The organism is Methyloceanibacter sp. (assembly GCF_049590335.1).
Lineage (GTDB): Bacteria > Pseudomonadota > Alphaproteobacteria > Rhizobiales > Methyloligellaceae > Methyloceanibacter.
In genome coordinates this window covers 13,059-33,837 of record NZ_JBAWCQ010000056.1, presented here as the reverse complement: position 1 = coordinate 33,837, position 20,779 = coordinate 13,059, and the positions used below count along the sequence as shown (strand labels likewise).

Below are 20,779 nucleotides of genomic sequence, written 5' to 3'. Positions count from 1 at the left end.
CTTGTCATCCAAGCCGGGCGCATTGTCGTGCAGCAGGACCGCAAGGGCAAGTGGCTCAAGACGTTCTTCCCTAGCTGGGGCGCACAAGCCTTGCGGCAAAAAACCCGTCCATACCGCTCCATTCGGGTGAGTCCAGCTGAAGTTGGTAAGGGAACGTCCGCAATACGCCTGAGGCTTCCGCCCACTCAGTATTGCCAAAGGGTTCATCGGCGCGCAACGGTTCGATACGGAGCGACTCGTTCCGTGCAAGGAGAGCCGCGATCTGTGCCTCGCCTTCTTCGGGTTCGAGCGAACAGGTCGAATAGACCAGCGTGCCGCCTGGTTTCAGAAGGGTCACCGCGTTGTCGAGGAGCCGGGACTGGAGCGTGGCCAGTTCCGCGATGTCCTTGTCCGATTTGAGATAAGGCACGTCGGGATGACGGCGGATCGTCCCGGTCGACGAGCACGGCGCATCGAGCAGAACCGCGTCGAACGGCGCTTCGGGCTGCCACGTGGTGGCGTCGGCGGCGATGGTCTGTGCGGCCAGGCCAAGCCGCGCGAGGTTCTCCTCGACCCGGGCAAGGCGGGCCTTGGACAGATCGACAGCGGTCACGGTCGCGCCTGCGGCCGCAAGTTGGGCGGTCTTGCCGCCTGGGGCCGCGCACAGGTCGGCGACGCGCTTGCCCGCAATGTCGCGCAGAAGCTGCGCCGGAATGGAGGCCGCGGCGTCCTGCACCCACCAGGCCCCTTCCGTGAACCCCGGCAAACCTTCGATGCGCCCCTTAGGCAACAGGCGCACGCTGCCCGTCGGCAGAATCTTGCCGCCAAGCTCTGCCGCCCACTTTTCGGGGTCGCCCGTCACGGTGAGGTCGAGCGGCGGCTCGACGAGCTGGGCATCGGCGATCGCCCGGGTCCGGTCCTCGCCCCAGGTACGCACCCAGCGGTCCCAAAGCCAATCCGGCGTATTGGTCCGGCTCACGTCTAGGGCATCGGCGATGCCCGCGCCCTTCTCGGACACGCGCCGCAACACCGCATTGACCAGCTTGTCGTAACGCTTGGCGCGCGGGTCCCACTGCGCAAGGCGCACGGCAAGATCGATGGCTGCATGGGGTGGCACGTTCATGAACAGGATCTGGGCCGCACCTGACAGCAGGATCGGGTAGAGCGTTCCGGCTCGGGCGGGCAGGCCGCGCTCAAGAAAGGTTTCGAGCACGCGATCGATCTGCCCTTTGTGCCGTAAGGACGTACCGACAATGGCACGTGCGAGTGCCCGATCGCGCGTGGGCAGGTCGAACATGGCGCCGTCCCGGACCCGCCCCAGCACGTCGTCCAGGGGCTGCTTCTTTTGCAGTACGGCGTCGAGCAGGTTCGCCGCGGCGCGGCGGGCAGGCAGCCCGACCTGTTGGTCGCGCGTGCGCGAAAGCGTCTTGTTCGCGGGAGTCGTGGCAGTCATGTCGTCGTCTCCAAGGTGCTTCGGTTTCTATGGTTCGTTGGGAGAACGGGGCCCCGCAGGCGGAGGCCCCGAGACCATAATTTAGAGCGTGAGGTCTAGCACACGCCTAGCCCCATGGCCCGCGGGATCGGCCGCGCGGGCTCTCCGGCACACTGCCGGACCACGGTCCGGCCGAGGCGGGATCGTCGCGATATCCGCAATCAAAGCCGGCCGAGCCTGCAGTCTCCGACATGGTCACGAGCCGCGCTACGCGCTCTTCCATCGGCGGATGGGTCGCGAACATTCTATCGAGACGCATGCCATGCAGCGGGTTGACGATGAACAAATGCGCGGAGGCAGGATTCGCCTCCGCCTCGTCATTGGGAATGCGCGCCGCGCCGCCCGCGATTTTCTGCAAGGCGGAGGCAAGCCACAGCGGCTGACCGCAGATTTCGGCACCGACCTTGTCGGCTTCGTATTCGCGCGTCCGGCTGATCGCCATTTGCACGAGACCGGCTGCCATGGGCCCGAGGATCATCAAGGCGATCGTGCCGATGAAGCCCATATGGTTGTTGTCGCGGTTCCCGCCGAAGAACAAGGCGAAGTTCGCAAGCATACCGATTGCGCCTGCGATGGTTGCCGTGATCGTCATCAGCAGCGTGTCGTGATGGCGGATATGGGCGAGTTCATGGGCGATCACGCCAGCTAGTTCGTCCCGGTTGACCGTCTGCATCAGGCCGGTGGTCACGGCGACGGCGGCATTTTCGGGGTTCCGGCCCGTGGCGAACGCATTGGGCTGCGGGTTATCCATGATATAAACTTTGGGCATCGGCAGGTTCGCATTGCGCGCGAGCTCGCCGACCATGTCGTAGAGCGCGCGGGCATCGCCGCCTTGATTCGGATCCACAGGGTGCGCGCCATACATGCGCAGCACGGCTTTGTCCGAGTTCCAATAGGCCAACAAGTTCATGCCCCCCGCCATCACAAGCGCGATGATCATGCCTGTCTGACCGCCAATCAAAAATCCAATACCCATGAAAAGGGCGGTAAGCGCTGCGAGCAGTATGGCCGTGCGCAAATAACTCATGGACTATGTGACCTCCTCAATATGCCCAAAAAATCGCAGAAATCTGCCGCTTCTTATATGTTGGGAGCGAACTCGCCCGGTGCAAGGGCTTGAGCGGGCTGCGAAAATCGGACGCGATGAGGGCGCGCCGGGACGGCATGCTTAAGTTCGCGCTTACCTTAACGCTTCGTCAATCCGACTTGCGCATTCTGGCGGTAAGACAGATCAAGGAGTAACCCGTCATGCCTGCCGCAATGCACGTTTCCGACGCTGCGCCAAAGAAGTCCGCACGCCGCGCCAAGCGCGCGCCGTCCAAAGACCTGCACCTGACAACTCAGCAAAAACGTTTGATTCTCAATAGTTTTGTGCGCCTCGAGCCCGCACTGGACCTGGTCGCGCAACTCTTCTTCCTTAAGCTGTTCCGCCTCGACCCCGGTCTTCGCAAGAAGTTCGACGGTCCGGTCGAAATGCAGGCAAAGAAATTCTCGGCTGGCGCCAAGCTCGCCATGATCTCGCTCGGCCATGAAGACGGCCTTGCCCCCACGCTCAAGTTGCTGGGCACCCGCCATCGCCAAATGGGCATTCGCGCCCGCCACTACCGCACCATGTCGCGGGCCCTCGTGTGGACGCTCGAGCGGTCGCTCGACAAGTCTTTCGATCGCGACACGCGCGAAGCCTGGAACACTATGCTGTCCCAGTTCACCAAGCTGATGGCCGGTTGACGACGAGAGCCCGCACGACCATGCAGAGTTGGAAATTGGGGGCCTCCTTGCGGGGCCCCTTTATTGTTGGGCGGCCGGCTATTTCGCCGGCGCGACGTTCACTTGCACGGTCCCGTCCCTGGCCACGAAGACCGTTACGTTCTCCTCCGGCTCGAGCACCTGGGCGTTGCCGTCTACGGAGAGCTGATCGGCGGTGACCATGATCTCGTGCCCTTCCACGATGACTTTGACCCCATCCGCGACGGATTCTTGGCTGAGGGTCTCGTAGTGGCCTGCGACCGTGACAGTCCGGGTGCCGACCGTCAGCGCCGTGGATTCAGTGCCGTCATCGCGCGAGCCGACATTGCCGATCAGCACCACAATCAGGATCACGAGCCCAAGGGCCAGCGCCACTCCGACCAGGCCTCGCATGATCCACACCATTCGCACATCCTCGTGAAATGTGCCCCGCGTCAGGCGAGGCTCGTACGAGGTTCATAGCGCGGTTCGACCCCGCAGGGGAGCCCGGCTGAACCACGGCTTATGATCGGGTCCGCCGGCCATTGTCGAGCCGTCAGGTCTGGCGATTCTGACGGTGCTCGATCAGATGGTCGACGACGCTCGGATCGGCCAGGGTGGAGGTGTCGCCCAGATTCCCGAACTCGTCCTCGGCGATCTTGCGCAGGATACGCCGCATGATCTTGCCGGAGCGCGTCTTGGGCAGGCCCGGCGCGAACTGGATATGATCCGGTGCTGCGATGGGTCCAATCTCGTTGCGCACCCAATCACGCAGCTCCTTCTTGAGCGCGTCCACCTCGTCCTCGCCGGCCATCAGGGTCACATAGCAGTAGATGCCCTGCCCCTTGATATCGTGCGGGAAGCCGACCGCGGCCGCCTCGGAAACTTTCGGATGGGCCACGAGCGCCGACTCGACCTCTGCCGTACCCATGCGGTGTCCCGACACGTTGATCACGTCGTCCACGCGCCCGGTGATCCAGTAGTAGCCGTCCTCGTCGCGGCGGCAGCCATCGCCCGTGAAGTACATGCCCTTATAGGCAGAGAAATAGGTCTCGACGAAACGCTTGTGGTCGCCATAGACCGTCCGCATCATTGCCGGCCAGGCATCGAGGATGACAAGGTTGCCAGCCCCCGCGCCTTCGATCTCATTGCCGTCGGGGTCGACAAGGGCGGGCTGCACGCCGAAGAAGGGACGCGTCGCCGACCCCGGCTTCAGCGGTGTCGCCCCCGGCAACGGCGTGATCAAAATCCCGCCCGTCTCGGTCTGCCACCAGGTGTCGACAATGGGACAACGGCCCTGGCCCACGACGCGGAAGAACCACTCCCATGCCTCCGGATTGATCGGCTCACCAACCGAACCCAAGATCCGCAGCGAGTCGCGGCTCGTAGACCGTACGGGCCCGTCGCCCGCGCCCATCAACGCGCGGATCGCCGTCGGCGCGGTGTAGAAGATATTGACCTTGTGCTTGTCGACCACTTGCCAGAAACGTGACGCGTCCGGATAGTTCGGCACACCTTCGAACATCAAGGTCGTGGCGCCGTTCGCAAGCGGTCCGTAAACGATGTAGCTGTGGCCGGTGACCCAGCCCACGTCGGCCGTGCACCAATAGACATCGCCGTCGTGGTAGTCGAAGACATATTGGTGCGTCATAGAGGTGTAGACGAGATAGCCGCCCGTGGTGTGCACGACACCCTTGGGCGCCCCAGTAGAACCGGACGTATACAGAATAAAGAGCGGGTCTTCTGCGTTCATTTCTTCTGGCGGGCAGTCGGCGTCAACCTGCGCCATGGCCTCGTCGAGCCACACATCACGTCCATCTGTCCACGGAACATCGCCGCCCGTATGACGAACCACGATCATCTTCTCGACGTGTTCGCTCTTGGCCGCCGCTGCGTCGGCATTCGCTTTGAGGGGCACGCTGCGTCCCCCGCGCAAGCCCTCGTCCGCAGTAATCAGCACCGCGGATTTGCAGCCGTCGATACGGCCCAAGAGCGAGTCGGGGGAGAATCCGCCGAAAACGATGGAATGGATGGCGCCGATCCGGGCGCAGGCCAGCATGGCGTAGGCGGCCTCGGGGATCATCGGCAAATAGATTGTCACGCGGTCGCCGCGCTTGACGCCTTGCGCTTTCAGCACATTGGCAAAGCGGCAGACATTCTCGTAAAGCTCCAAATAGGTAATGTGCCTCGCGGGCGTGGCAGGATCGTCCGGCTCCCAAATGATGGCGGTCTGATCGCCGCGGCTGTCGAGATGCCGGTCGATGCAGTTTGCCGAGATATTCAGCGTACCGTCTTCGAACCATTTGATGGCGACGTCCGGATAGGCGAACGTGGTGTTCTTCACGCGCGTGAACGGCTTGATCCAGTCAACGCGCTGAGCGGCCTCCGCCCAGAACGCGTCGGGGTCCTCGACGCTCCGCTTGTATAGCGCGCGATACTCGGCGTCGTCGATGAAGGCATTTTCTTTCCACGCCTCTGGTACGGCGATCGTTTCCTTCGGGTTCCAATCATGCTCGGACATTTGTCCGTTTCCTCCCTAGAACGCGCACAGCCTTGTTGGCTGCTATGCGGAACATTATGACGCCATGCGCTGCGGCGGAGAAGCACTCGAAGGTCATCCTTTCGTCTAGACCCCGATGGCGCCGATGATCGCGCCCATGACGAGCAGCACCGCGAGCCAATGCCCGCCGTCGATCGCGGTCAATTTTGGACTGGCGCGGCTGAAGGCGTGGTTGACGCCCATGGTCGTGATGACAAAGCCGACCCAGACAAAGAGGCCGGTGATCAGCCCGCCGTGGATCGAAATGTTGCCGAGATGGCCCATGAGCCCGGCAAGCATGATCGCCATCACCAGGTCGGCGACGAGACCGGTCACGAACGGCAAGGCTTGGGCCGCGCCGCTGCCCTTTATGTCGTCTTCGCTCTTGCCGAGCGCGTCGAGCCAGGCTTTTCCGAATACGCCGTACCAGACCGCGCCGACACCGAATCCGGCCAGCGCGGCGACGAACACTGCAATATAGTTCATGCCTGCGAAAGCCATGCGTGTCTCCCTTACATCCTGGCGGCTGGCTTGATCGCGGAAAGCTTAACTCAGAACTGTCCTTGGGAGCACTACGCTGCCGGCGGTTTCTTCAGTCCGCTCATCGCGCAAACCGCTTTCCATTCCGCGGCCGTGACGGGCTGCACGGAAAGGCGCGAGTTATTGACCAGAACCATGTCCTGAAGTCCGGGCGCAGCTTTGATCTCGTCGAGGCTCACGGGCCTCGGTAGGTCGGCAACCGCGGCCACATCGACGCATTCCCATTTTCCGGTCGTGTCGGTCGTGTCCGGGTGCGCCTCGACGACGACCTTGACGATCCCCACACAAGCCTTTTCGCCGATCGAGTGATAGAAAAAGGCGAGATCGCCCATTTTCATCGCGCGCATATTGTTGCGCGCTTGGTAGTTGCGCACCCCGTCCCACTCGGCGCCCTTCGGCCCTTCCTTCTTTTGCGCCTCCCACGACCAGGTGCCGGGTTCGGATTTCATCAGCCAATAAGCCATCGGTCCTCCGGCTACTCTTCGGGGTTTCCGAGCGTCCACAGCCAGGGCCTAATCTCGACAGAGGAGAACAGGCCGGCCTTGGCGAAGGGGTCGCCCGCCGCAATGTCGCGTGCGGCCGCGAGCGAGGGCGCTTCGATCACGATCAGGCTGCCGTTCATCGTTTCGCCGTCCTCGGCGGTGAAGGGGCCTGCGATTTTCAGGGAGGCCCCGAGGCCGTTAAGATAGGCGAGATGTTCAGGGCGGTACGCCTTCCGGATCGGCAGTGCGTCCGGCTTGTCCGTGCAGATGAACGCAAAATACATTCGAGCCTCCCATATTTCCTTATCGGGCGGGACGGCGTCCACGCCGTTCCGTTATCTCGTCTCTGTCATCTAGTTTCGGAGCGCAAGGGGCGCGAGAGCAGGGCGCCGATAGCGGCGTCGACGCTTGTCTCCCCGGTGAGGATGGCATGTACCGCTTCGGCGATGGGAAGCTCGATGCCCCGTTCGCGCGCGATTTCGACCATGGCGTTGGCGGTGGCCACGCCCTCGGTGACGGACAGACGCTCGGCAAGAACTTCGGCCGTGGCCGCCCCGCGACCCAGCGCGGTCCCCAACGACATATTCCGCGATTGCTCGCTGCCGCAGGTCAACACGAGGTCTCCAAGCCCGGACAACCCGATCAGCGTCTCGAGCGCGGCACCAAGGGCGACGCCGAACCGGGCCATCTCCGCGAAGCTACGCGTGATGAGCCCGGCTTGCGCGCTCTTGCCCAGATCCTTGCCGACAACGATCCCGGCGGCGATGGCGTAGACGTTTTTGACGGCCCCGCCGATTTCCGCGCCCACCACATCGCCGCTCCAATAGCAGCGGAAGGGCGGACAACTCAGCGCATGGGAGAGTCGGCGCCCCAAATCCTCTTGACCCGTCGCAAGGGTCACGGCCGCGGGCAGCTGGCGCGCGACCTCAGCCGCAAAGCTGGGGCCCGACAGAGCCGCGATGGTAGCGCCCGGCAGTACATCCGCGGCCACCTGAGACATCAGAAACCCCGTCGTCTGCTCGATTCCTTTGGAACAGATCACGAGCGGACGGCCGTTGTGAAAATAGGGCTGCAGCGCGCCCACGATGTCGCGCACGTGCTGCGCAGGGGTTACGATCAGCAGGGCATCGCAGGCCGCGACCTCGCTGACTTCCGAAGTCGCCTCGATCGCCCGGTCGAGTTCGACGCCCGGCAGGTAGGTGGGATTGGTGTGCGTGTCGTTGATCGCGGTTACGGTCTCGGGCTCATGGGCCCAGAGAAGTACGTCGCGGCCCGCGCGCCGCGCCACGGTCGCAAGGGCTGTCCCCCAGGCGCCGCCACCGACAATCCCAATGGTCTGAAGTTCCATGCCATCCACCGCGAGTTCGTTTTAGCGTAGATTCGCCGCTCAGGTAGACGAAAATGCGGACGCAGAAGGAGTTAAGCCTTCACCCCAGCCCCGAGCGCCGGTGGCGCTTCCGGATCGAGCGGCCAGCGCGCCCGTGCCGGTGCTCCCATGTCGTCGGTGAAGCCGCGCGCAAGCCGCTGGGCGCCGGCCCAGGCGATCATGGCGGCGTTGTCCGTGCAGAGGGCTGGTGGCGGGACCACCAGACGGTACCCGCGTTCGGCCGCGATCTCGCCAAGCACCGCCCGGAGCGGCCCGTTCGCGGCAACCCCGCCGGCAGCGACCAGCGTCAGTGCCATCCCTTCAGGCATGCGGTCCTCGAACAGCGTCATGGCCCGCATGACGCGATCGCGGACCACATCGCCGACGGCCTCTTGGAAACTGGCGCAAAGGTCGGCGACGTCCTTGTCGCTGAGCGGGGTGCGCGCCATGGCCTCCTGGCGCAAGGCGGTCTTGAGCCCCGCGAGCGAGAAATGCGGTTCGGGCCGGCCGGCCATGGGGCGCGGAAGCAGAATATTCGGTTCCCCCAGCGCAGCGTGGCGCTCAACTTCCGGACCGCCTGGATAGCCGAGACCGAGGAGCTTGGCAGCTTTGTCGAAGGCTTCCCCGAGAGCATCGTCGAGCGTGGTGCCAAGGCGCGTATAGGATCCCAAATCATTTACAACTAATAGTTGGGTATGCCCGCCCGAAACCAACAGTAGCAGGTAGGGGGGCTGTACGTCATCGGTGAGGCCCGGGCTCAGCGCGTGCGCTTCCAGGTGATTCACGGCAACGAAGGCTTTCCCGGATCCGAGCGCGATAGCCTTCGCGGTGGTCAGGCCGACGATCACGCCCCCGATCAGGCCAGGTCCGGCAGCAGCGGCGGCGGCGTCGAGATCGTTGAAATTGAGGGATGCCTCCGCCATGGCCTGCTTGATCGCCGGGTCCAGCAGGTCCACATGGGCGCGCGCGGCAATCTCCGGCACGACGCCGCCATAGGCTGCGTGCAGGTCGAGTTGCGCGCGGACGACATTGGCGAGGATTTCGCCGCGGCCGTCGCGATGGAGGCGCACAACCGCGGCCGCGGTTTCGTCGCAGCTCGTCTCGATTCCTAATAGCGTGAGCGGGGCCCGGTTCATTTCTCCGGGAATAGCACACCGATGGGCTTGAGCAGCACAGTTACGATTGGAATCAGGATAGAACCCAGCACGAAACCTAAAATCGCGTGCAGGAGTGCGGTGACTATCCAGGTCGCCGCGCCGTTCGCATCATTGCCCAGCAACGACGTTACGATCCAAGCGGTCGTCTCGTGCAGCCAAGAGACATGAAGCTGGTGCAGGCTATGCTCCACGATGCTGCCGCCGACCCAAAGCATGGCGATTGTTCCGATGACGGAGATGACGTTGAGTACTGTGGGCATTGCCACCACGAGTCCGCGTCCGAAGGACCGGAGAGCCTTCAGGGGCGCCTCCTGGCTCATATGCAACCCAATATCATCGACTTTCACGAGCAGCGCGACGACGCCATACACAATCATAGTGAAGAGCACTGCCACGACCGCCAGCACTGCGGCGCGAGTCCACAGACTGTCGACCTCGATGGTCGACAAGGCGATCGTCATGATTTCGGCAGACAGGATGAAGTCGGTCTTGATCGCGCCTTGGATCCGCTGTTTTTCGAGATGCGCCGCATCGAGGGACTGACCCGTCTCGTGCTCTTCTTCGTGATGGCCAAGGATCCAATGCCAAATCTTCTCGGCGCCTTCGAAACAGAGATACGCGCCGCCAAGGATGAGCAGCGGCGCAATAACCCACGGTGCGATGGCCTGAAGCAACAGCAGCGCCGGCAGCAGGATCACGAGCTTGCTGACGATGGACCCTGCCGCGATCCTGCCAACCATCGGTAGTTCCCGCGCCGCCGCGATACCGGTGACGTATTTGGGCGTCACCGCGGCATCGTCCACGACGACGCCCGCCGATTTTCCGGTGGCTTTAGCCGCGTGCGCGGCAATGTCATCGACCTGTGCAGCAGCCATCTTGGCGATGGCGGCGACGTCGTCGAGTAATGCGAGAAGGCCGCTCATGTGTTCAACGTTGACCTATGTGTGATCTGACCCGAACCCGTCCCGCATTGTAATACTCGACATATCCGTGGCGCGACAGTCCGGGCTGCTCCGCTGATAGCGCAAATCCTTAGGACCGGTCGAGCCGTGAATGTTCGACCGTGGAGATTGAAGGGCTGCGCGAAACGGTCCAATACTGCGGCACTCCACCCGTGAGTAGCTGGCGCAGCACTCTGTTAATGAGAGGATTTTTGGCGCTTTGCCCGCATCTCTTCCTATTGGCACAAGAGGCAGTCCGCTCGCGCTCTGGCAGGCCGAACACGTGCGCGACCGCTTGGCCGCCTATCACGGTCTGGATCGCGGCGCAGCGTCCTTGAAGGTAATCACCACCAGCGGCGACCGTATTCAGGACAAGCCGCTGGCCGATTTCGGTGGCAAGGGCCTCTTCACCAAGGAGATCGACGAGGCGTTGCTGCGGGGCGACATCGCGCTCGCCGTACACTCTATGAAGGACCTGCCGACACAGCTTCCTGACGGGCTATGCCTCGCCGCTGTCTTGCCGCGTGCCGATGTCCGTGATGCGTTTCTCAGTCCCGTCGCGCCGTCTTTGGCCGCGCTCCGGGAAGGCGCCGTGGTCGGCACCTCGTCCTTGCGCCGCGCTGCGCAGGTCAAACGTGCGCGCCCGGATCTGCGCGTCATCGATTTCCGCGGCAATGTTCAAACGCGGTTGAGAAAACTCGCCGAGGGCGTCGCGGATGCAACGCTCCTGGCCAAGGCAGGCCTCGACCGGCTCGACCTCGCCGCGGCGGCCACGTCGGTCCTGTCCGTCGAGGACATGCTGCCGGCGGTTGCGCAAGGCGCGATCGGTGTCGTGACGCGCACGAACGACGCCGAGACACGCGAGGTCCTCGAACCGCTGAATGATACGATGACGGAAGTTGCAGTCCGTTGCGAGCGCGCGTTTCTTGCGGAGCTCGACGGATCGTGCCGGACGCCTATCGCGGGCCTTGCGGCAATTGAGGACGGGGCAATCCGGTTTCGCGGCTTGATTCTGTCTCCGGACGGCGCAGAGTGGCACAATGTTGAAATGACCGGTCCTGTTGCCGAAGCGGACGCTATCGGACGGCAGGCCGGCGAGGACGTGCGCGGCCGGGCCGGCCCAACTTTCCTCGAAAAACTGATGTGATGTAATTGAATGCGCCTACTTGTAACGAGGCCAGAACCCGACGCGACCCGCGAAGCCGACACGTTGTCGGCGCTTGGCCACGAACCTGTGCGTGCCGCCCTGCTTGAGATCGAGTTCTTGGAGGACGTTCCTCTGAACCTTGAGGGTGCGCAGGCGACCGTCATCACCAGCCGGAACGCGTTGCGCGCGCTGGGCCCCCATCCCGAACGGGAGCGGGCTGTCGAATTGCCGCTTTTCGCCGTGGGCGAGGCGACCGCTTGGGCTGCGCGGCAACTGGGCTTCACCGAGGTGACGATCGGCCCGGGGACGGGCGCGGGCTTGCCGCCCATCATCTGCCGGGAGGTCCATCCCGACCACGGTCCGCTTGTCCATATCGGCGCGGAGAAGGTCGCCTTCGATCTCAAAGGCGCGTTGGAAGATAGCGGCTTCGAATTGCGCCGCGTCATTCTATACCGGTCCCATCCGGTCGAGAGTCTGAACGAGGCGGTCCTCGCTGATCTCAAGCAAGGGAACATCGACGGCGTCTTGTTATTGTCACCGCGGACCGCCCGCGCCTTTGCGCGCCTTGTGCAACGCTACGGCCTCGTCACACAAGCGAAGGGACTTGTTTGCTATTGCTTGTCGAAGGCGATAGCAGAGGCCGTCGTGCCTTTGGGGCTCGCGACACGCGTTCCCCAATATGCGCGTGAGGAAGATCTCATCGCGCTTCTGGAGTCCGGTGGGTGATTGGTCTTTCGGTATGAGTCGTAGGCACGTTGGCGATAGTGCAGAGGTCATGATGCGATGAGTGGTACCTTCGATGAGAGGGGCACAGGATCCGACTCCCCCGGCAAACGCCCCGCGCCCACAATCGAGGGCACGGCGACCGAGGTCGAACCGGGCGCTGATGCGGCCAAAATCGATGCGGCGGCGCTCGAAGCCGCGCCATCCGCTGAGGAAACGCCCAGTGAAGAGCCTGGCGAGGCCCAGGACACATCTAACAACGATACACCTGACGAAGACGCGCCGGTTGCGCCAGCGGACAATGCGCAACCCGAAGCCAAAGGGCGCTCGTTCGGCGCAAGGCTGTTGAGCTGGATCGCCGCGCTCTTTACCCATGCCCTGGCAGGACTTGCCGGCGGCCTCGCCGTCCTGGCGGCGCTGTCCTGGGGCTATCTGCCCATGGGTTATCTGCCTACGAACACCCCGCAAGAGACGGCCGACGCAGATCGCATCGAAAGCCGGATCGCTGCACTCGAATCGGCGCCGAAAACGCCGGACAACGCGGCTGCGCTGGAGACCCTGAAGTCCCGGCTGGCGACGCTTGAATCTAAGGCCGCGGAGCCGTCGCAACCTGGCGCCGACCCGGCGGAGATCAAGGCCCTGTCCGAGCAGGTGGCGCAACTGGAGACCAGCCTCAAGTCCATGGCCGAGGCCGCGAAGGACGGCGGCTCGTTGAGCGACGCTGCGGCGATCAGCCGGCAGGTCGCTGAGGCCGAGCAGCGTCTCGACAGCCAGCTTCAGGGAAAGATTCAGTCGGGAATCGAGTCGGCGCTGGCAAACGGCGCGGCGCCTTCGGCCGACGCGAAGTCCGTCGAGGGGCTCAAAACCGAGGTCGCCGACCTCAACGCCAAGCTCAAGGCTCTGACCGAGGCTACGCTCACGACGGACGACGGGTCGAAGTTGACGCCGGAGATATCGGCGCTGGAGCGGCGTCTTGGCGCCATCGAGACGACGCTACCGTCCTTGGCGGAACAGATCGATGCGGAAAACGCACAGACCAAGCGGGCCAACCTCGCCATCGCCTTTTCGGGCCTGCGCGAAGCGGTCAATGCGGGGCGTCCTTTCGCCACCGAACTCGCAACGATGAGCGCGCTATCGCCCGACTTGGACGATCTTGCGGACCTGATCGAGTACGAGGACACTGGCATTCCGACCGTGCCGATGCTCGCCGCATCATTCGGTCTTTTGCGGGACGAAGCACTTGCCGCGCCGTCCGATTCGGAGCCCGATCTGCTCGGCCGTCTGTTGGGGCGCGCGCAATCTCTCGTAAAAGTCAGACGCATCGGCGAACAGACCGAAGGCAATGGGCCGGATGCAATTCTGGCGCGGGCTGGTGCACAGCTTGAGGCGGGGAAACTCCACGAAGCCGTCATGGAGGTCGAACAGCTCGACGGGCCGCCTGCAAGGATCTTCGGTACCTGGATCGACGATGCGCTTACGCGTCTCGATGCCAATACGGCCTTGCAGCGGCTGCAGGACGCTTTACTTGTTTCCCTGGTTGGGAGCGGCAGCGGCGGGAAGCCAGCCGCCGAGCCAAAAGGCGAAGAGACAGAATAGCCGATGACACGCATCCTCTTTTTCACCCTTTTCGTCATCGCGGCGGCGTTGGGTCTTGCCTGGCTCGCCGATCGGCCCGGCTCCATCACCCTGGAATGGTTCGGCTATCAGATCGAGACGAGCGCCTTTATCGGGGTTCTGACCGTCGCGGTCTTCGTCTTGGCCGTGATGCTGATCTTGGCGGTGCTGCGCTATGTCTGGACGCGGCCGTCCGCCATCGCCGCTCATATGCGTCAGCGCAAGCAGAAGCAGGGATTCGATGCCCTGTCGCGCGGCCTCGTGGCAATTGGCGTCGGCGACCGCTCCCAGGCGCAGCGCTATGCGGGGATCGCCCAGCGCAACCTGCCGCGCGAGCCGCTGACCGCGTTGCTGCGGGCCCAAGCCGCACAGTTGAAGGGCGACGACGCGGCAGCGCGGCGCACCTTCGAGGGGATGCTCGATACCCACGAGACCGAGTTGCTCGGCGTGCGCGGCCTCTTTCTCGAGGCGAAGCGCGCGGGCGATGAGGGCGCTGCGCTTGTGCTCGCACAGCAGGCGGTCGAGCGCGATCCCAAACTCGCCTGGGGCGTCAATGCTCTGTTCGACCTTCAGGCCCGGGCTGGCGAGTGGGACCAGGCTCTGAACACTCTCGCGATCGCCCGGCAGAACCGTCATGTAGATTCGGCGGCCGCCAACCGCCGCCGTGCGGTCCTGCTGACCGCCGAGGCTCGCGAGACCGAATCCTTCGATCCCAACAAGGCGCTGATTCTCGCAAACGAAGCCTTGCGGTTGGCGCCCTCGCTTGTCCCGGCAGCTGAACTCGCAGGCCGCTTGCTCGCTTCGAAAGGCGAAGTGCGCGCTGCATCGCGGCAGCTCCTGCGGACCTGGCCGTTATCGCCGCATCCCGATCTTGCCGTGGCCTATGCCTTCGCCAAACCCGGCCTGTCGCCCAAGGACCGGCTCAAGCGTGTCGAATATCTCGCCAAACAGACGCCGGACGACGTCGAAGGCGCTGTTGCCATCGCCCAGGCGGCCGTGGAGGCGCAGGAGTGGCAGCGGGCCCGCAACGTGCTCTCGCCCTATCTTCAAGACGCACCGTCCGCGCGGATCTGCACGCTCATGGCCCGCATCGAGGGGGGCAGCGCTGATAAGGGCCGGGAGCGCGAATGGCTGGCGCGGGCCTTGCGCGCGCCGCGCGACCGGGCTTGGATCGCAGACGGCTATATCTCGGATCGCTGGCTCCCGGTGTCCCCGGTGACCGGCGCCGTTGACGCGTTCGAATGGAAGGCGCCTGCGGACGCGATCGGGCGCCCCGACGAGACACTTCAAATCGAGGAATGGACCGGCCCGCCGCGCGACGCCAGTGCCATGCTGCGTGAGGCCCACACCGTCCCCGCGACTGTGGCCGAGGTAGCGCCTGCCGACCAAGCAGGAGAGGCCGCCCCGGCGCTGGATGATCAGGTGATCGAGGGCACCGCCGAAGAAGTGGTTGTGTCCGAAGCCGAGGCCGGCGCGACGGTCGAGACCGGGCCTGTCCCGTCTGCGGCCGAGGCGGATTCGGACGCGACGACTTCGGAAGAGACCCCTCATGGGCGAGCCGGTGCCGAGCCATCTAAGGAGGCCGCGGACGGGACGTCCGTCGCGGTGTCGCCGTCGGTCACTGAACCTACCGCGGCGGCGGATGGTGAGCCCCGGCCTGCCACTCTTGTTCCTGACCGGCCGCCGGACGATCCTGGCGTTGCCCCCGAGGACGCGGACGAGACCGAGATTTCGCTCGAACGGCTCCGGGCCGCCCATATCCGCTAGCGTTCGCCCAAGGACTTCTCCCTCGGCGGTCGCTTCAATCTTCAGGTGTCACGCGCTTGCGCCGCGCCGCCAATGGCATTAAGCACAGGGCCTTCATTGGGCCACGCCCAAGGTCGCACCCGAGGGTCATCCACGGGTCATCCAAGGGCCGCAATAGCTCAGTCGGTAGAGCGACGCATTCGTAATGCGTAGGTCGGGGGTTCGAATCCCTCTTGCGGCACCATTTTTTCATGCACCCTGGCGCGAAACAGCGCTTTACGATGATGGCTGCCTTTCTTTGCAGTCGTGAGCTACGCTGCGGGTCGAGACAATCGACGAGGCTAGCCTGATCCTAAGGAGTAACCCCCATGTCCAACCCGACACTTCGTGAACTCACCGGCATGAATCCGGATCCGGCGCCAATATCGGAAAGCGCGCTGGTGCTGATCGACTGCCAGCAGACCTATCGCGAGGGGGTGATGCAGCTCGAGGGCGTGGAACAGGCCCTGATAGATGCAGCCCAGCTCCTTCGGAGATTCCGCGAGGCGGGGCGCCCTGTCATTCACATCATGCACGATGCCGGCGCGGGCACGCCATACGACGTGGGAGCACCGATCGGTCAGATTGCCGATGTGGTGGCCCCGATCGACGGTGAGACGATCATAGTCAAAAAATTCCCGTCGGCATTCGAGCAAACTGAACTCGATCAGGAACTGAAGAAACAAGGCATCGAGAATGTCGTGTATGTGGGTTTCATGACCCATATGTGCGTGAACTCCACCACGCGGGCCTCATTCAATCACGGCTATGCCAATACCGTGGTCGCCGGCGCCACAGCCACGCGCGCTCTTCCCAACCCTGCGGCCAGTAGCGATGTATCTGCGAAGCAGGTGCAAGACGCCAGCCTTTGTGCACTCGCCGACATGTTCGCGGTCGTTGTCTCCAACGCCGAGAACGTGCCGGACTAACTCGTTATGGCGGCATAGGCTGCCGGCCGATGCAGGCTGTGGGGCGCCCACACGGGTCACAGCGACCGCAGCGCGCGCTCCATAGTTCACGGCGCTCGGTCAGCGGGCATCTTGGTGCAGAAAATCTCTCAGCTTCGGAAACTCCATGCGGACATGCTCGTCCTTAGCGCGCGCGAGGCTCTCCTGAAAAAAGAGCTTGAAAAGGGGATCGAGAATTTCTCCGGCTCCCGAGAATCCGGCTTGGACCGATTGCTCGATCTGGACACCGGTGTCGTCGTCTTGAAGGCTAAGAGTGAGTTTCACTGGAAGCCGTAACAAAGGCCACCTGAGTTGCCACACCAGCTCCTGCCCAGGTACCAAACTCACAAGCTCGCAAGTCATCCTGACGCGCCGGTCTCCCACCATCTCATCGAGAAGGACATGGGACCCAATCGTTCCAGGCGTTCCGCGAATGGTGTGGAGGTGGAAATGCGTGCCAGGCCACCAGCACTGAAAGAATTCGTCATCGCAGGTCGAAAGGAAATCTGTGATCTCGCGTCCGGACAAACCTTCCACGTGAACCCGGGTCGACAATGAAAACATCTGGTTTTCTCCGCTACCGCGACGATACGATAGACGCCTCCTCCTCGCGATTTTCGCTACACTGGCGTTACCAGGGATCGCCACGCGACCCAAATCGAGAAGGGGACACGAAAGGCCTTTGAGTATGCCAAACAAGACTGCTTTCGTCACAGGCGGCACGGGCTTTGTCGGCCAGAACCTCGTGGAGCACCTTGCGGAGTCCGGATGGGATGTGATTGCTCTCCATCGCCCGAGTTCCCGGCTGACGCATCTGCGAAATTATCCAATCCGTCTTGCTGAAGGGTCGGTCGAGGATATGACCTCGCTTGAGCGTGCCATCCCGGAGGATGTCGATGCGGTGTTTCACGTCGCCGGAGATACCAGCCAGTGGTCAGGCCACAAGCAGCGGCAATGGCACACCAATGTTGTGGGGACGCGCAATTTGGTTGCAGCGGCGCTGGCCAAGCGGTGCCGAAAATTCGTCCACACCTCCTCCACTGCCGCTTACGGATTTCAAACGGAACCCTTCGACGAGGCTGCGCCGAAGCTTGGCAGAGATAGTTTCAACTATCAGCATTCTAAGGCCATGGCCGAGGAAGAGGTTTTAACCGGCATCGATCAAGGTCTGGATGCCGTCATTCTTAATCCGGCCAATGTCGTCGGCCGCTATGACTGGGGCACGTGGTCGACGTTTATACGCCTTGCCGCCAACAATCAGTTGTTTCGGCTTCCGCCGGGCAGTGCTTGCTATTGCGATGTCGACGCGGTGGTCCGGGCGCATATTGCGGCGGCCGACAGAGGGCAGACCGGCCACAACTATCTTCTAGGCGGCGAGGTCGCCTCTTATGCCGAAATCGCGCAGCTCGTAGGTGATATGGTCGGCCAGCCAAACAAGACGCCTGTCGGCCGTCCCATTGCGCTGCGCCTCGCCGGTCAGATCTCGGAGTGGGCGTCGATGATCACCAGGAAAGAGCCAATGATCTCTCCAGAATCGGCGGCAATGTTAAGCGCCAATGTCATTTGCCGGAGCGACAAGGCAATGAGTGAGCTCGACTACCGGCCCGTACCGGTCGCGACGATGCTGAAGGAGTGCATCGACTGGATGGTGGACGAGCGGCTTATGGACTTGCCGTCGGCCCCTCGCTAGGGCTGCTCACATTCGGCCCCCGCGCCGGGAGATCGAAAAGCGGCTGAAGATCCGCCGCATCACGCGGTCATACATGCGTGGCGGCATGAAATGGCTCAGACGGGCGCTCAACGCCAGTCGCCGCGGGAAATAGGCATAGGCGTTTCGCCGTTCGATAGCCCTCATGATCTTGGCAGCAGCAGCCTCTTTCGTGGATGCCCTTCCGCTCGACATATCTGAGCCCATCATACCGTTGATTTCGGCAAGCAAAGGGGTCTGCACGTAGCCAGGGAATACGATCGTTACGCCGATTTCCAGCGGTCTGAGTTCAGATCGAAGACTCTCCAGATAAACGGACATCGCTGCCTTGCTCGCGGAATAGGCTGGTTCGAAGGGTATCCCGCGCAAGGCCGCCATACTCGAGATGCCGACGATTTGGCCACTTCGGCGCCCCAGCATCGCGGGTAGGATCGCCTCGATCGCATAGACCATGCCGAGGAAGTTCGCCCCGATGATTTCCTCCACGTCTGAAATCCTCAGATCGTGAACCGTAGAGGCGCGACAAATTCCGGCGGATGCGATGAGAATGTCGGGGGAGCCTAGGGCGCCGACAATCTGGTCAACAGCATCATGGACGCTATCACGCTGCCGGACATCGGCGGGGACCGCAGCGCACACGGATCCAGTCTGGCGAAGCTCTTCAGCGAACGCGTCTAGCTCGGGCTTGTTGCGATCCACCAAGCCGATCCGCGCTCCGTGACGTGCCAACAGCCGGCACAGTTCTTGTCCAATACCGCTCGCCGCGCCCGTGATTATGACGACTTGGCCGGAAAAGCGCATGGCAGTCGCATCCGTCGGCAAGGCTGGGTCGATCCCGTCCAAATTCTGGTGGCCGCGGCTCTGTCAACGAAATGACGCTGCCGGTATCGTTTGAGGATTCAGCGTGGAGGTAACATCCCCTCGGAATGGAGTCTACTTTCCGGCCGCAAGCTGGAGCGGAGAAATGGCACGGTCGAAGTCGTCATGTGGCCGATTGACTGTGAACTTGCTGGCTCCGTTCCTGCTCACAGCGCTGACTGTCGGACTGGTGTACCTTGATGAAGATGCGGGCTCTTCTAAACTTCGTGCTCGCCGACATCTTCGCTGTCGTTGTCACCAAAAGTGACGACGGGCCGAACTAAGGACGCCCTCGGCCACGCAGTTGGCCTCATCGTTGATAATGCGGACCGGGACGCGGTTGATGAAGAATCCATAACTGTCTTTGAAGACTTTCGCTTAGCATCGCGACCGCCGACACCCTGGAAGTCACTGCATCGTAGACCTTGTCGCTCGTCTGAAACGCGTCGATGATCTTGACCAGCTTCATCTGCTGCACGGGATTTAAGAAATGCATGCCGATTACCCGCGAGGGGTCCTTCGACAATGCGGCGATGCAGGCGCCGGCACCATCAGGAAATCGAGGAGATGCTCTACCACTCTGCCACCGATGCGATCTATGACAGTGTGCACCAAGAGCCTTTGATCGCACGAATACGCTTAAGCTAAATACACGTAGTGCTTTAACGCGCGGCGCGGCTTTTCCTCGCCTTCGATTCGCTCTTTGTCGAGGTGGATTAAGGGACTGTTACGTCCGCGCCTATTCCGATGTTACGGAACAGAGAAGGGCACCGGAACAGAGGCAGCTCCGAAATTTGCGTCTAGCGGTTCCAGTCAAACAGGTACGCAAGCCCAACGGTCCCGGAGACCTGGTCCGGCGTCTCGACAATGGGGCTGTCCGCGGCTTCGTCGAGCAGCCGGCCATAGCGTGCCCCACCCTTGAAGACCCAGCGGTCGTTAATGTCATAACTACCGCCGACTGCGATGAAGACATCCTTGACGCCACCGTCTGGGCTGTAGGCTGGCAGGCCGGCCCGAGTTCTGCGGCTCTGTGCAGGGGTCACGCCAAAGTAGGTCTGCATAAACTCGGCGCTGGCAAACGTCGTGCCGACCCGGATCGTGATGTCGGCGCGGTCCGAGAGTTGCTGGGTGGTCTCGATGCCGAAACGATACTGCGGTCCAGCCGAAGAGCCCGTGAGCTTCTCAAGATAAGCGGCATCGAATGTGAATGAGCCTAGAGTAAATGCGGAATAGGCGCCGGCGACCAGGCCTCCATCGATGTCACCCATCCCCTTCAAGAAATCAGCGTCGTCCTGGTCGCGCTTCGTGATCCAACCGGTTACCGCGCCGACCTGAAACCTGTCCCCACCCAGAACACGAATCCGGATATCGTCGAGCCCCCGGAAGGCCACGCGCTTGCGCACTTGCGAATAGGCAGAGGCTTCGTCTTCTGGCTTTTGAACGAATCTCGGCATCACGATGGGGATTGGAATAACTTCGTGCTCTTGAGAACCTTCGTATTTGGGCTTGATAATCGCGGCAGCTCCCAGACCGAGTCTACTCTTCGCGACCGTGGTTTCGCCGCCCGTTCGGCCATCGACCATCGAAGCCTGGGCGTGTGCATGTTGGCCAGCTCCTGCACCCGTTATAGCCGCACACGCAGCGACTGCAGCCACAATGTGTCTGCCCATGACTCGATTGACCGCGCCATGGTGCCACCAAAAACCAAACCCAAACCGCATCCGTCGGACCCCATTGAATTATTAGCCTTTTTCTAACATGGATTCGTGGGGGCGG

21 protein-coding genes and 1 tRNA gene are annotated in these 20,779 nt (G+C 62.7%); 8 read left to right on the top strand and 14 right to left on the bottom strand.

Going from position 1 to position 20,779, the window contains the following annotated elements; translation table 11 throughout:
* Positions 1-70: 70 nt before the first annotated feature.
* Together rsmB and htpX are read right to left on the bottom strand one after the other, a co-directional pair.
* Positions 71-1,432 carry a 16S rRNA (cytosine(967)-C(5))-methyltransferase RsmB gene (rsmB, locus tag WBQ77_RS04360; protein WP_424059065.1) on the bottom strand — a complete coding sequence of 454 codons (1,362 nt, stop codon included), beginning with the start codon at positions 1,430-1,432 and terminating at the stop codon, positions 71-73.
* Between the two features lie 106 nt (positions 1,433-1,538).
* Positions 1,539-2,498 carry a zinc metalloprotease HtpX gene (htpX, locus tag WBQ77_RS04355; RefSeq protein ID WP_424059064.1) on the bottom strand — a complete coding sequence of 320 codons (960 nt, stop codon included), beginning with the start codon at positions 2,496-2,498 and terminating at the stop codon, positions 1,539-1,541.
* A gap of 221 nt (positions 2,499-2,719) precedes the next feature.
* On the opposite strand from htpX, the gene WBQ77_RS04350 reads away from it, so the two are divergent.
* The gene (locus tag WBQ77_RS04350) at positions 2,720-3,199 is read left to right on the top strand and encodes a globin domain-containing protein (protein WP_424042516.1); all 480 of its coding nucleotides are present in this window, start codon (positions 2,720-2,722) and stop codon (positions 3,197-3,199) included.
* Positions 3,200-3,277: 78 nt separating this feature from the next.
* Here the strand turns inward: WBQ77_RS04350 and WBQ77_RS04345 are convergent, their stop codons facing one another.
* The 8 genes from WBQ77_RS04345 to WBQ77_RS04310 all read right to left on the bottom strand — a co-directional run bounded on the left by WBQ77_RS04345 (position 3,278) and on the right by WBQ77_RS04310 (position 10,203).
* Positions 3,278-3,622 carry a hypothetical protein gene (locus WBQ77_RS04345; RefSeq protein ID WP_424042517.1) on the bottom strand — a complete coding sequence of 115 codons (345 nt, stop codon included), beginning with the start codon at positions 3,620-3,622 and terminating at the stop codon, positions 3,278-3,280.
* Between the two features lie 130 nt (positions 3,623-3,752).
* Complete coding sequence (gene acs / locus WBQ77_RS04340) at positions 3,753-5,717, bottom strand: acetate--CoA ligase (protein WP_424059062.1); 1,965 nt, start codon at positions 5,715-5,717, stop codon at positions 3,753-3,755.
* A 105-nt stretch (positions 5,718-5,822) separates the two neighbouring features.
* Positions 5,823-6,236, bottom strand: coding sequence for a DUF1761 domain-containing protein (locus WBQ77_RS04335; protein ID WP_424059060.1), 414 nt, complete (start codon positions 6,234-6,236; stop codon positions 5,823-5,825).
* 71 nt (positions 6,237-6,307) lie between these two features.
* Positions 6,308-6,739, bottom strand: a complete 432-nt coding sequence (locus tag WBQ77_RS04330) for an EVE domain-containing protein (RefSeq protein WP_424041980.1) — start codon at positions 6,737-6,739, stop codon at positions 6,308-6,310.
* An 11-nt stretch (positions 6,740-6,750) separates the two neighbouring features.
* Positions 6,751-7,041: a YciI family protein gene (locus tag WBQ77_RS04325; RefSeq protein WP_424041981.1), complete on the bottom strand. Its 291-nt coding sequence runs from the start codon at positions 7,039-7,041 to the stop codon at positions 6,751-6,753.
* A 65-nt stretch (positions 7,042-7,106) separates the two neighbouring features.
* Positions 7,107-8,105 (bottom strand): NAD(P)H-dependent glycerol-3-phosphate dehydrogenase, encoded by a 999-nt coding sequence (locus WBQ77_RS04320; protein ID WP_424041983.1) that lies wholly within the window; start codon positions 8,103-8,105, stop codon positions 7,107-7,109.
* Between the two features lie 71 nt (positions 8,106-8,176).
* Entirely contained in the window at positions 8,177-9,259 is a 1,083-nt protein-coding gene (gene tsaD, locus WBQ77_RS04315; protein ID WP_424041984.1) for a tRNA (adenosine(37)-N6)-threonylcarbamoyltransferase complex transferase subunit TsaD, read from the bottom strand.
* Positions 9,256-10,203, bottom strand: a complete 948-nt coding sequence (locus WBQ77_RS04310) for a DUF808 domain-containing protein (RefSeq protein ID WP_424041985.1) — start codon at positions 10,201-10,203, stop codon at positions 9,256-9,258. Before WBQ77_RS04310 ends, tsaD begins: the two co-directional genes overlap by 4 nt.
* Before the next feature lie 238 nt (positions 10,204-10,441).
* On the opposite strand from WBQ77_RS04310, the gene hemC reads away from it, so the two are divergent.
* The 6 genes from hemC (at position 10,442) to WBQ77_RS04280 (ending at position 16,419) form a co-directional block, all read left to right on the top strand.
* Positions 10,442-11,368, top strand: coding sequence for a hydroxymethylbilane synthase (hemC, locus tag WBQ77_RS04305; RefSeq protein ID WP_424041986.1), 927 nt, complete (start codon positions 10,442-10,444; stop codon positions 11,366-11,368).
* A gap of 9 nt (positions 11,369-11,377) precedes the next feature.
* Complete coding sequence (locus tag WBQ77_RS04300) at positions 11,378-12,094, top strand: uroporphyrinogen-III synthase (protein ID WP_424041987.1); 717 nt, start codon at positions 11,378-11,380, stop codon at positions 12,092-12,094.
* A 57-nt stretch (positions 12,095-12,151) separates the two neighbouring features.
* A complete protein-coding gene (locus WBQ77_RS04295; protein ID WP_424059058.1) occupies positions 12,152-13,687 on the top strand; it encodes a COG4223 family protein in 1,536 nt (511 codons plus the stop codon).
* Between the two features lie 3 nt (positions 13,688-13,690).
* Entirely contained in the window at positions 13,691-15,472 is a 1,782-nt protein-coding gene (locus WBQ77_RS04290) for a heme biosynthesis HemY N-terminal domain-containing protein (protein ID WP_424041990.1), read from the top strand.
* A 147-nt stretch (positions 15,473-15,619) separates the two neighbouring features.
* Positions 15,620-15,695 (top strand) — tRNA-Thr (locus WBQ77_RS04285).
* A 124-nt stretch (positions 15,696-15,819) separates the two neighbouring features.
* Positions 15,820-16,419, top strand: a complete 600-nt coding sequence (locus tag WBQ77_RS04280) for a cysteine hydrolase family protein (RefSeq protein WP_424059057.1) — start codon at positions 15,820-15,822, stop codon at positions 16,417-16,419.
* 99 nt (positions 16,420-16,518) lie between these two features.
* Here the strand turns inward: WBQ77_RS04280 and WBQ77_RS04275 are convergent, their stop codons facing one another.
* Positions 16,519-16,722, bottom strand: coding sequence for a hypothetical protein (locus tag WBQ77_RS04275; protein WP_424059055.1), 204 nt, complete (start codon positions 16,720-16,722; stop codon positions 16,519-16,521).
* Positions 16,723-17,125: 403 nt separating this feature from the next.
* Between WBQ77_RS04275 and WBQ77_RS04270 the strand changes: the two genes are divergently transcribed.
* A complete protein-coding gene (locus WBQ77_RS04270; protein ID WP_424043886.1) occupies positions 17,126-18,127 on the top strand; it encodes an SDR family oxidoreductase in 1,002 nt (333 codons plus the stop codon).
* Positions 18,128-18,133: 6 nt separating this feature from the next.
* Here WBQ77_RS04270 and WBQ77_RS04265 read toward each other — a convergent pair whose 3' ends face one another.
* The 3 genes from WBQ77_RS04265 to WBQ77_RS04255 all read right to left on the bottom strand — a co-directional run bounded on the left by WBQ77_RS04265 (position 18,134) and on the right by WBQ77_RS04255 (position 20,586).
* On the bottom strand, positions 18,134-18,946 hold the full coding sequence (locus WBQ77_RS04265) for an SDR family NAD(P)-dependent oxidoreductase (protein ID WP_424043888.1): 813 nt from the start codon (positions 18,944-18,946) through the stop codon (positions 18,134-18,136).
* A gap of 367 nt (positions 18,947-19,313) precedes the next feature.
* Positions 19,314-19,634 (bottom strand): 3-hydroxyacyl-CoA dehydrogenase NAD-binding domain-containing protein, encoded by a 321-nt coding sequence (locus WBQ77_RS04260; RefSeq protein ID WP_424043890.1) that lies wholly within the window; start codon positions 19,632-19,634, stop codon positions 19,314-19,316.
* Between the two features lie 169 nt (positions 19,635-19,803).
* Positions 19,804-20,586 carry a MipA/OmpV family protein gene (locus WBQ77_RS04255; RefSeq protein WP_424043892.1) on the bottom strand — a complete coding sequence of 261 codons (783 nt, stop codon included), beginning with the start codon at positions 20,584-20,586 and terminating at the stop codon, positions 19,804-19,806.
* Positions 20,587-20,779 lie beyond the last annotated feature (193 nt).

Coding starts and splice junctions, on each gene's coding strand:
- rsmB (WP_424059065.1), bottom strand. CDS start 1,432: ATGACTGCCACGACTCCCGCGAACAAGACGCTTTCGCGCACGCGCGAC.
- htpX (WP_424059064.1), bottom strand. CDS start 2,498: ATGAGTTATTTGCGCACGGCCATACTGCTCGCAGCGCTTACCGCCCTT.
- WBQ77_RS04350 (WP_424042516.1), top strand. CDS start 2,720: ATGCCTGCCGCAATGCACGTTTCCGACGCTGCGCCAAAGAAGTCCGCA.
- WBQ77_RS04345 (WP_424042517.1), bottom strand. CDS start 3,622: ATGGTGTGGATCATGCGAGGCCTGGTCGGAGTGGCGCTGGCCCTTGGG.
- acs (WP_424059062.1), bottom strand. CDS start 5,717: ATGTCCGAGCATGATTGGAACCCGAAGGAAACGATCGCCGTACCAGAG.
- WBQ77_RS04335 (WP_424059060.1), bottom strand. CDS start 6,236: ATGGCTTTCGCAGGCATGAACTATATTGCAGTGTTCGTCGCCGCGCTG.
- WBQ77_RS04330 (WP_424041980.1), bottom strand. CDS start 6,739: ATGGCTTATTGGCTGATGAAATCCGAACCCGGCACCTGGTCGTGGGAG.
- WBQ77_RS04325 (WP_424041981.1), bottom strand. CDS start 7,041: ATGTATTTTGCGTTCATCTGCACGGACAAGCCGGACGCACTGCCGATC.
- WBQ77_RS04320 (WP_424041983.1), bottom strand. CDS start 8,105: ATGGAACTTCAGACCATTGGGATTGTCGGTGGCGGCGCCTGGGGGACA.
- tsaD (WP_424041984.1), bottom strand. CDS start 9,259: ATGAACCGGGCCCCGCTCACGCTATTAGGAATCGAGACGAGCTGCGAC.
- WBQ77_RS04310 (WP_424041985.1), bottom strand. CDS start 10,203: ATGAGCGGCCTTCTCGCATTACTCGACGACGTCGCCGCCATCGCCAAG.
- WBQ77_RS04300 (WP_424041987.1), top strand. CDS start 11,378: ATGCGCCTACTTGTAACGAGGCCAGAACCCGACGCGACCCGCGAAGCC.
- WBQ77_RS04295 (WP_424059058.1), top strand. CDS start 12,152: ATGAGTGGTACCTTCGATGAGAGGGGCACAGGATCCGACTCCCCCGGC.
- WBQ77_RS04290 (WP_424041990.1), top strand. CDS start 13,691: ATGACACGCATCCTCTTTTTCACCCTTTTCGTCATCGCGGCGGCGTTG.
- WBQ77_RS04280 (WP_424059057.1), top strand. CDS start 15,820: ATGTCCAACCCGACACTTCGTGAACTCACCGGCATGAATCCGGATCCG.
- WBQ77_RS04270 (WP_424043886.1), top strand. CDS start 17,126: ATGCCAAACAAGACTGCTTTCGTCACAGGCGGCACGGGCTTTGTCGGC.
- WBQ77_RS04265 (WP_424043888.1), bottom strand. CDS start 18,946: ATGCGCTTTTCCGGCCAAGTCGTCATAATCACGGGCGCGGCGAGCGGT.
- WBQ77_RS04255 (WP_424043892.1), bottom strand. CDS start 20,586: ATGGTCGATGGCCGAACGGGCGGCGAAACCACGGTCGCGAAGAGTAGA.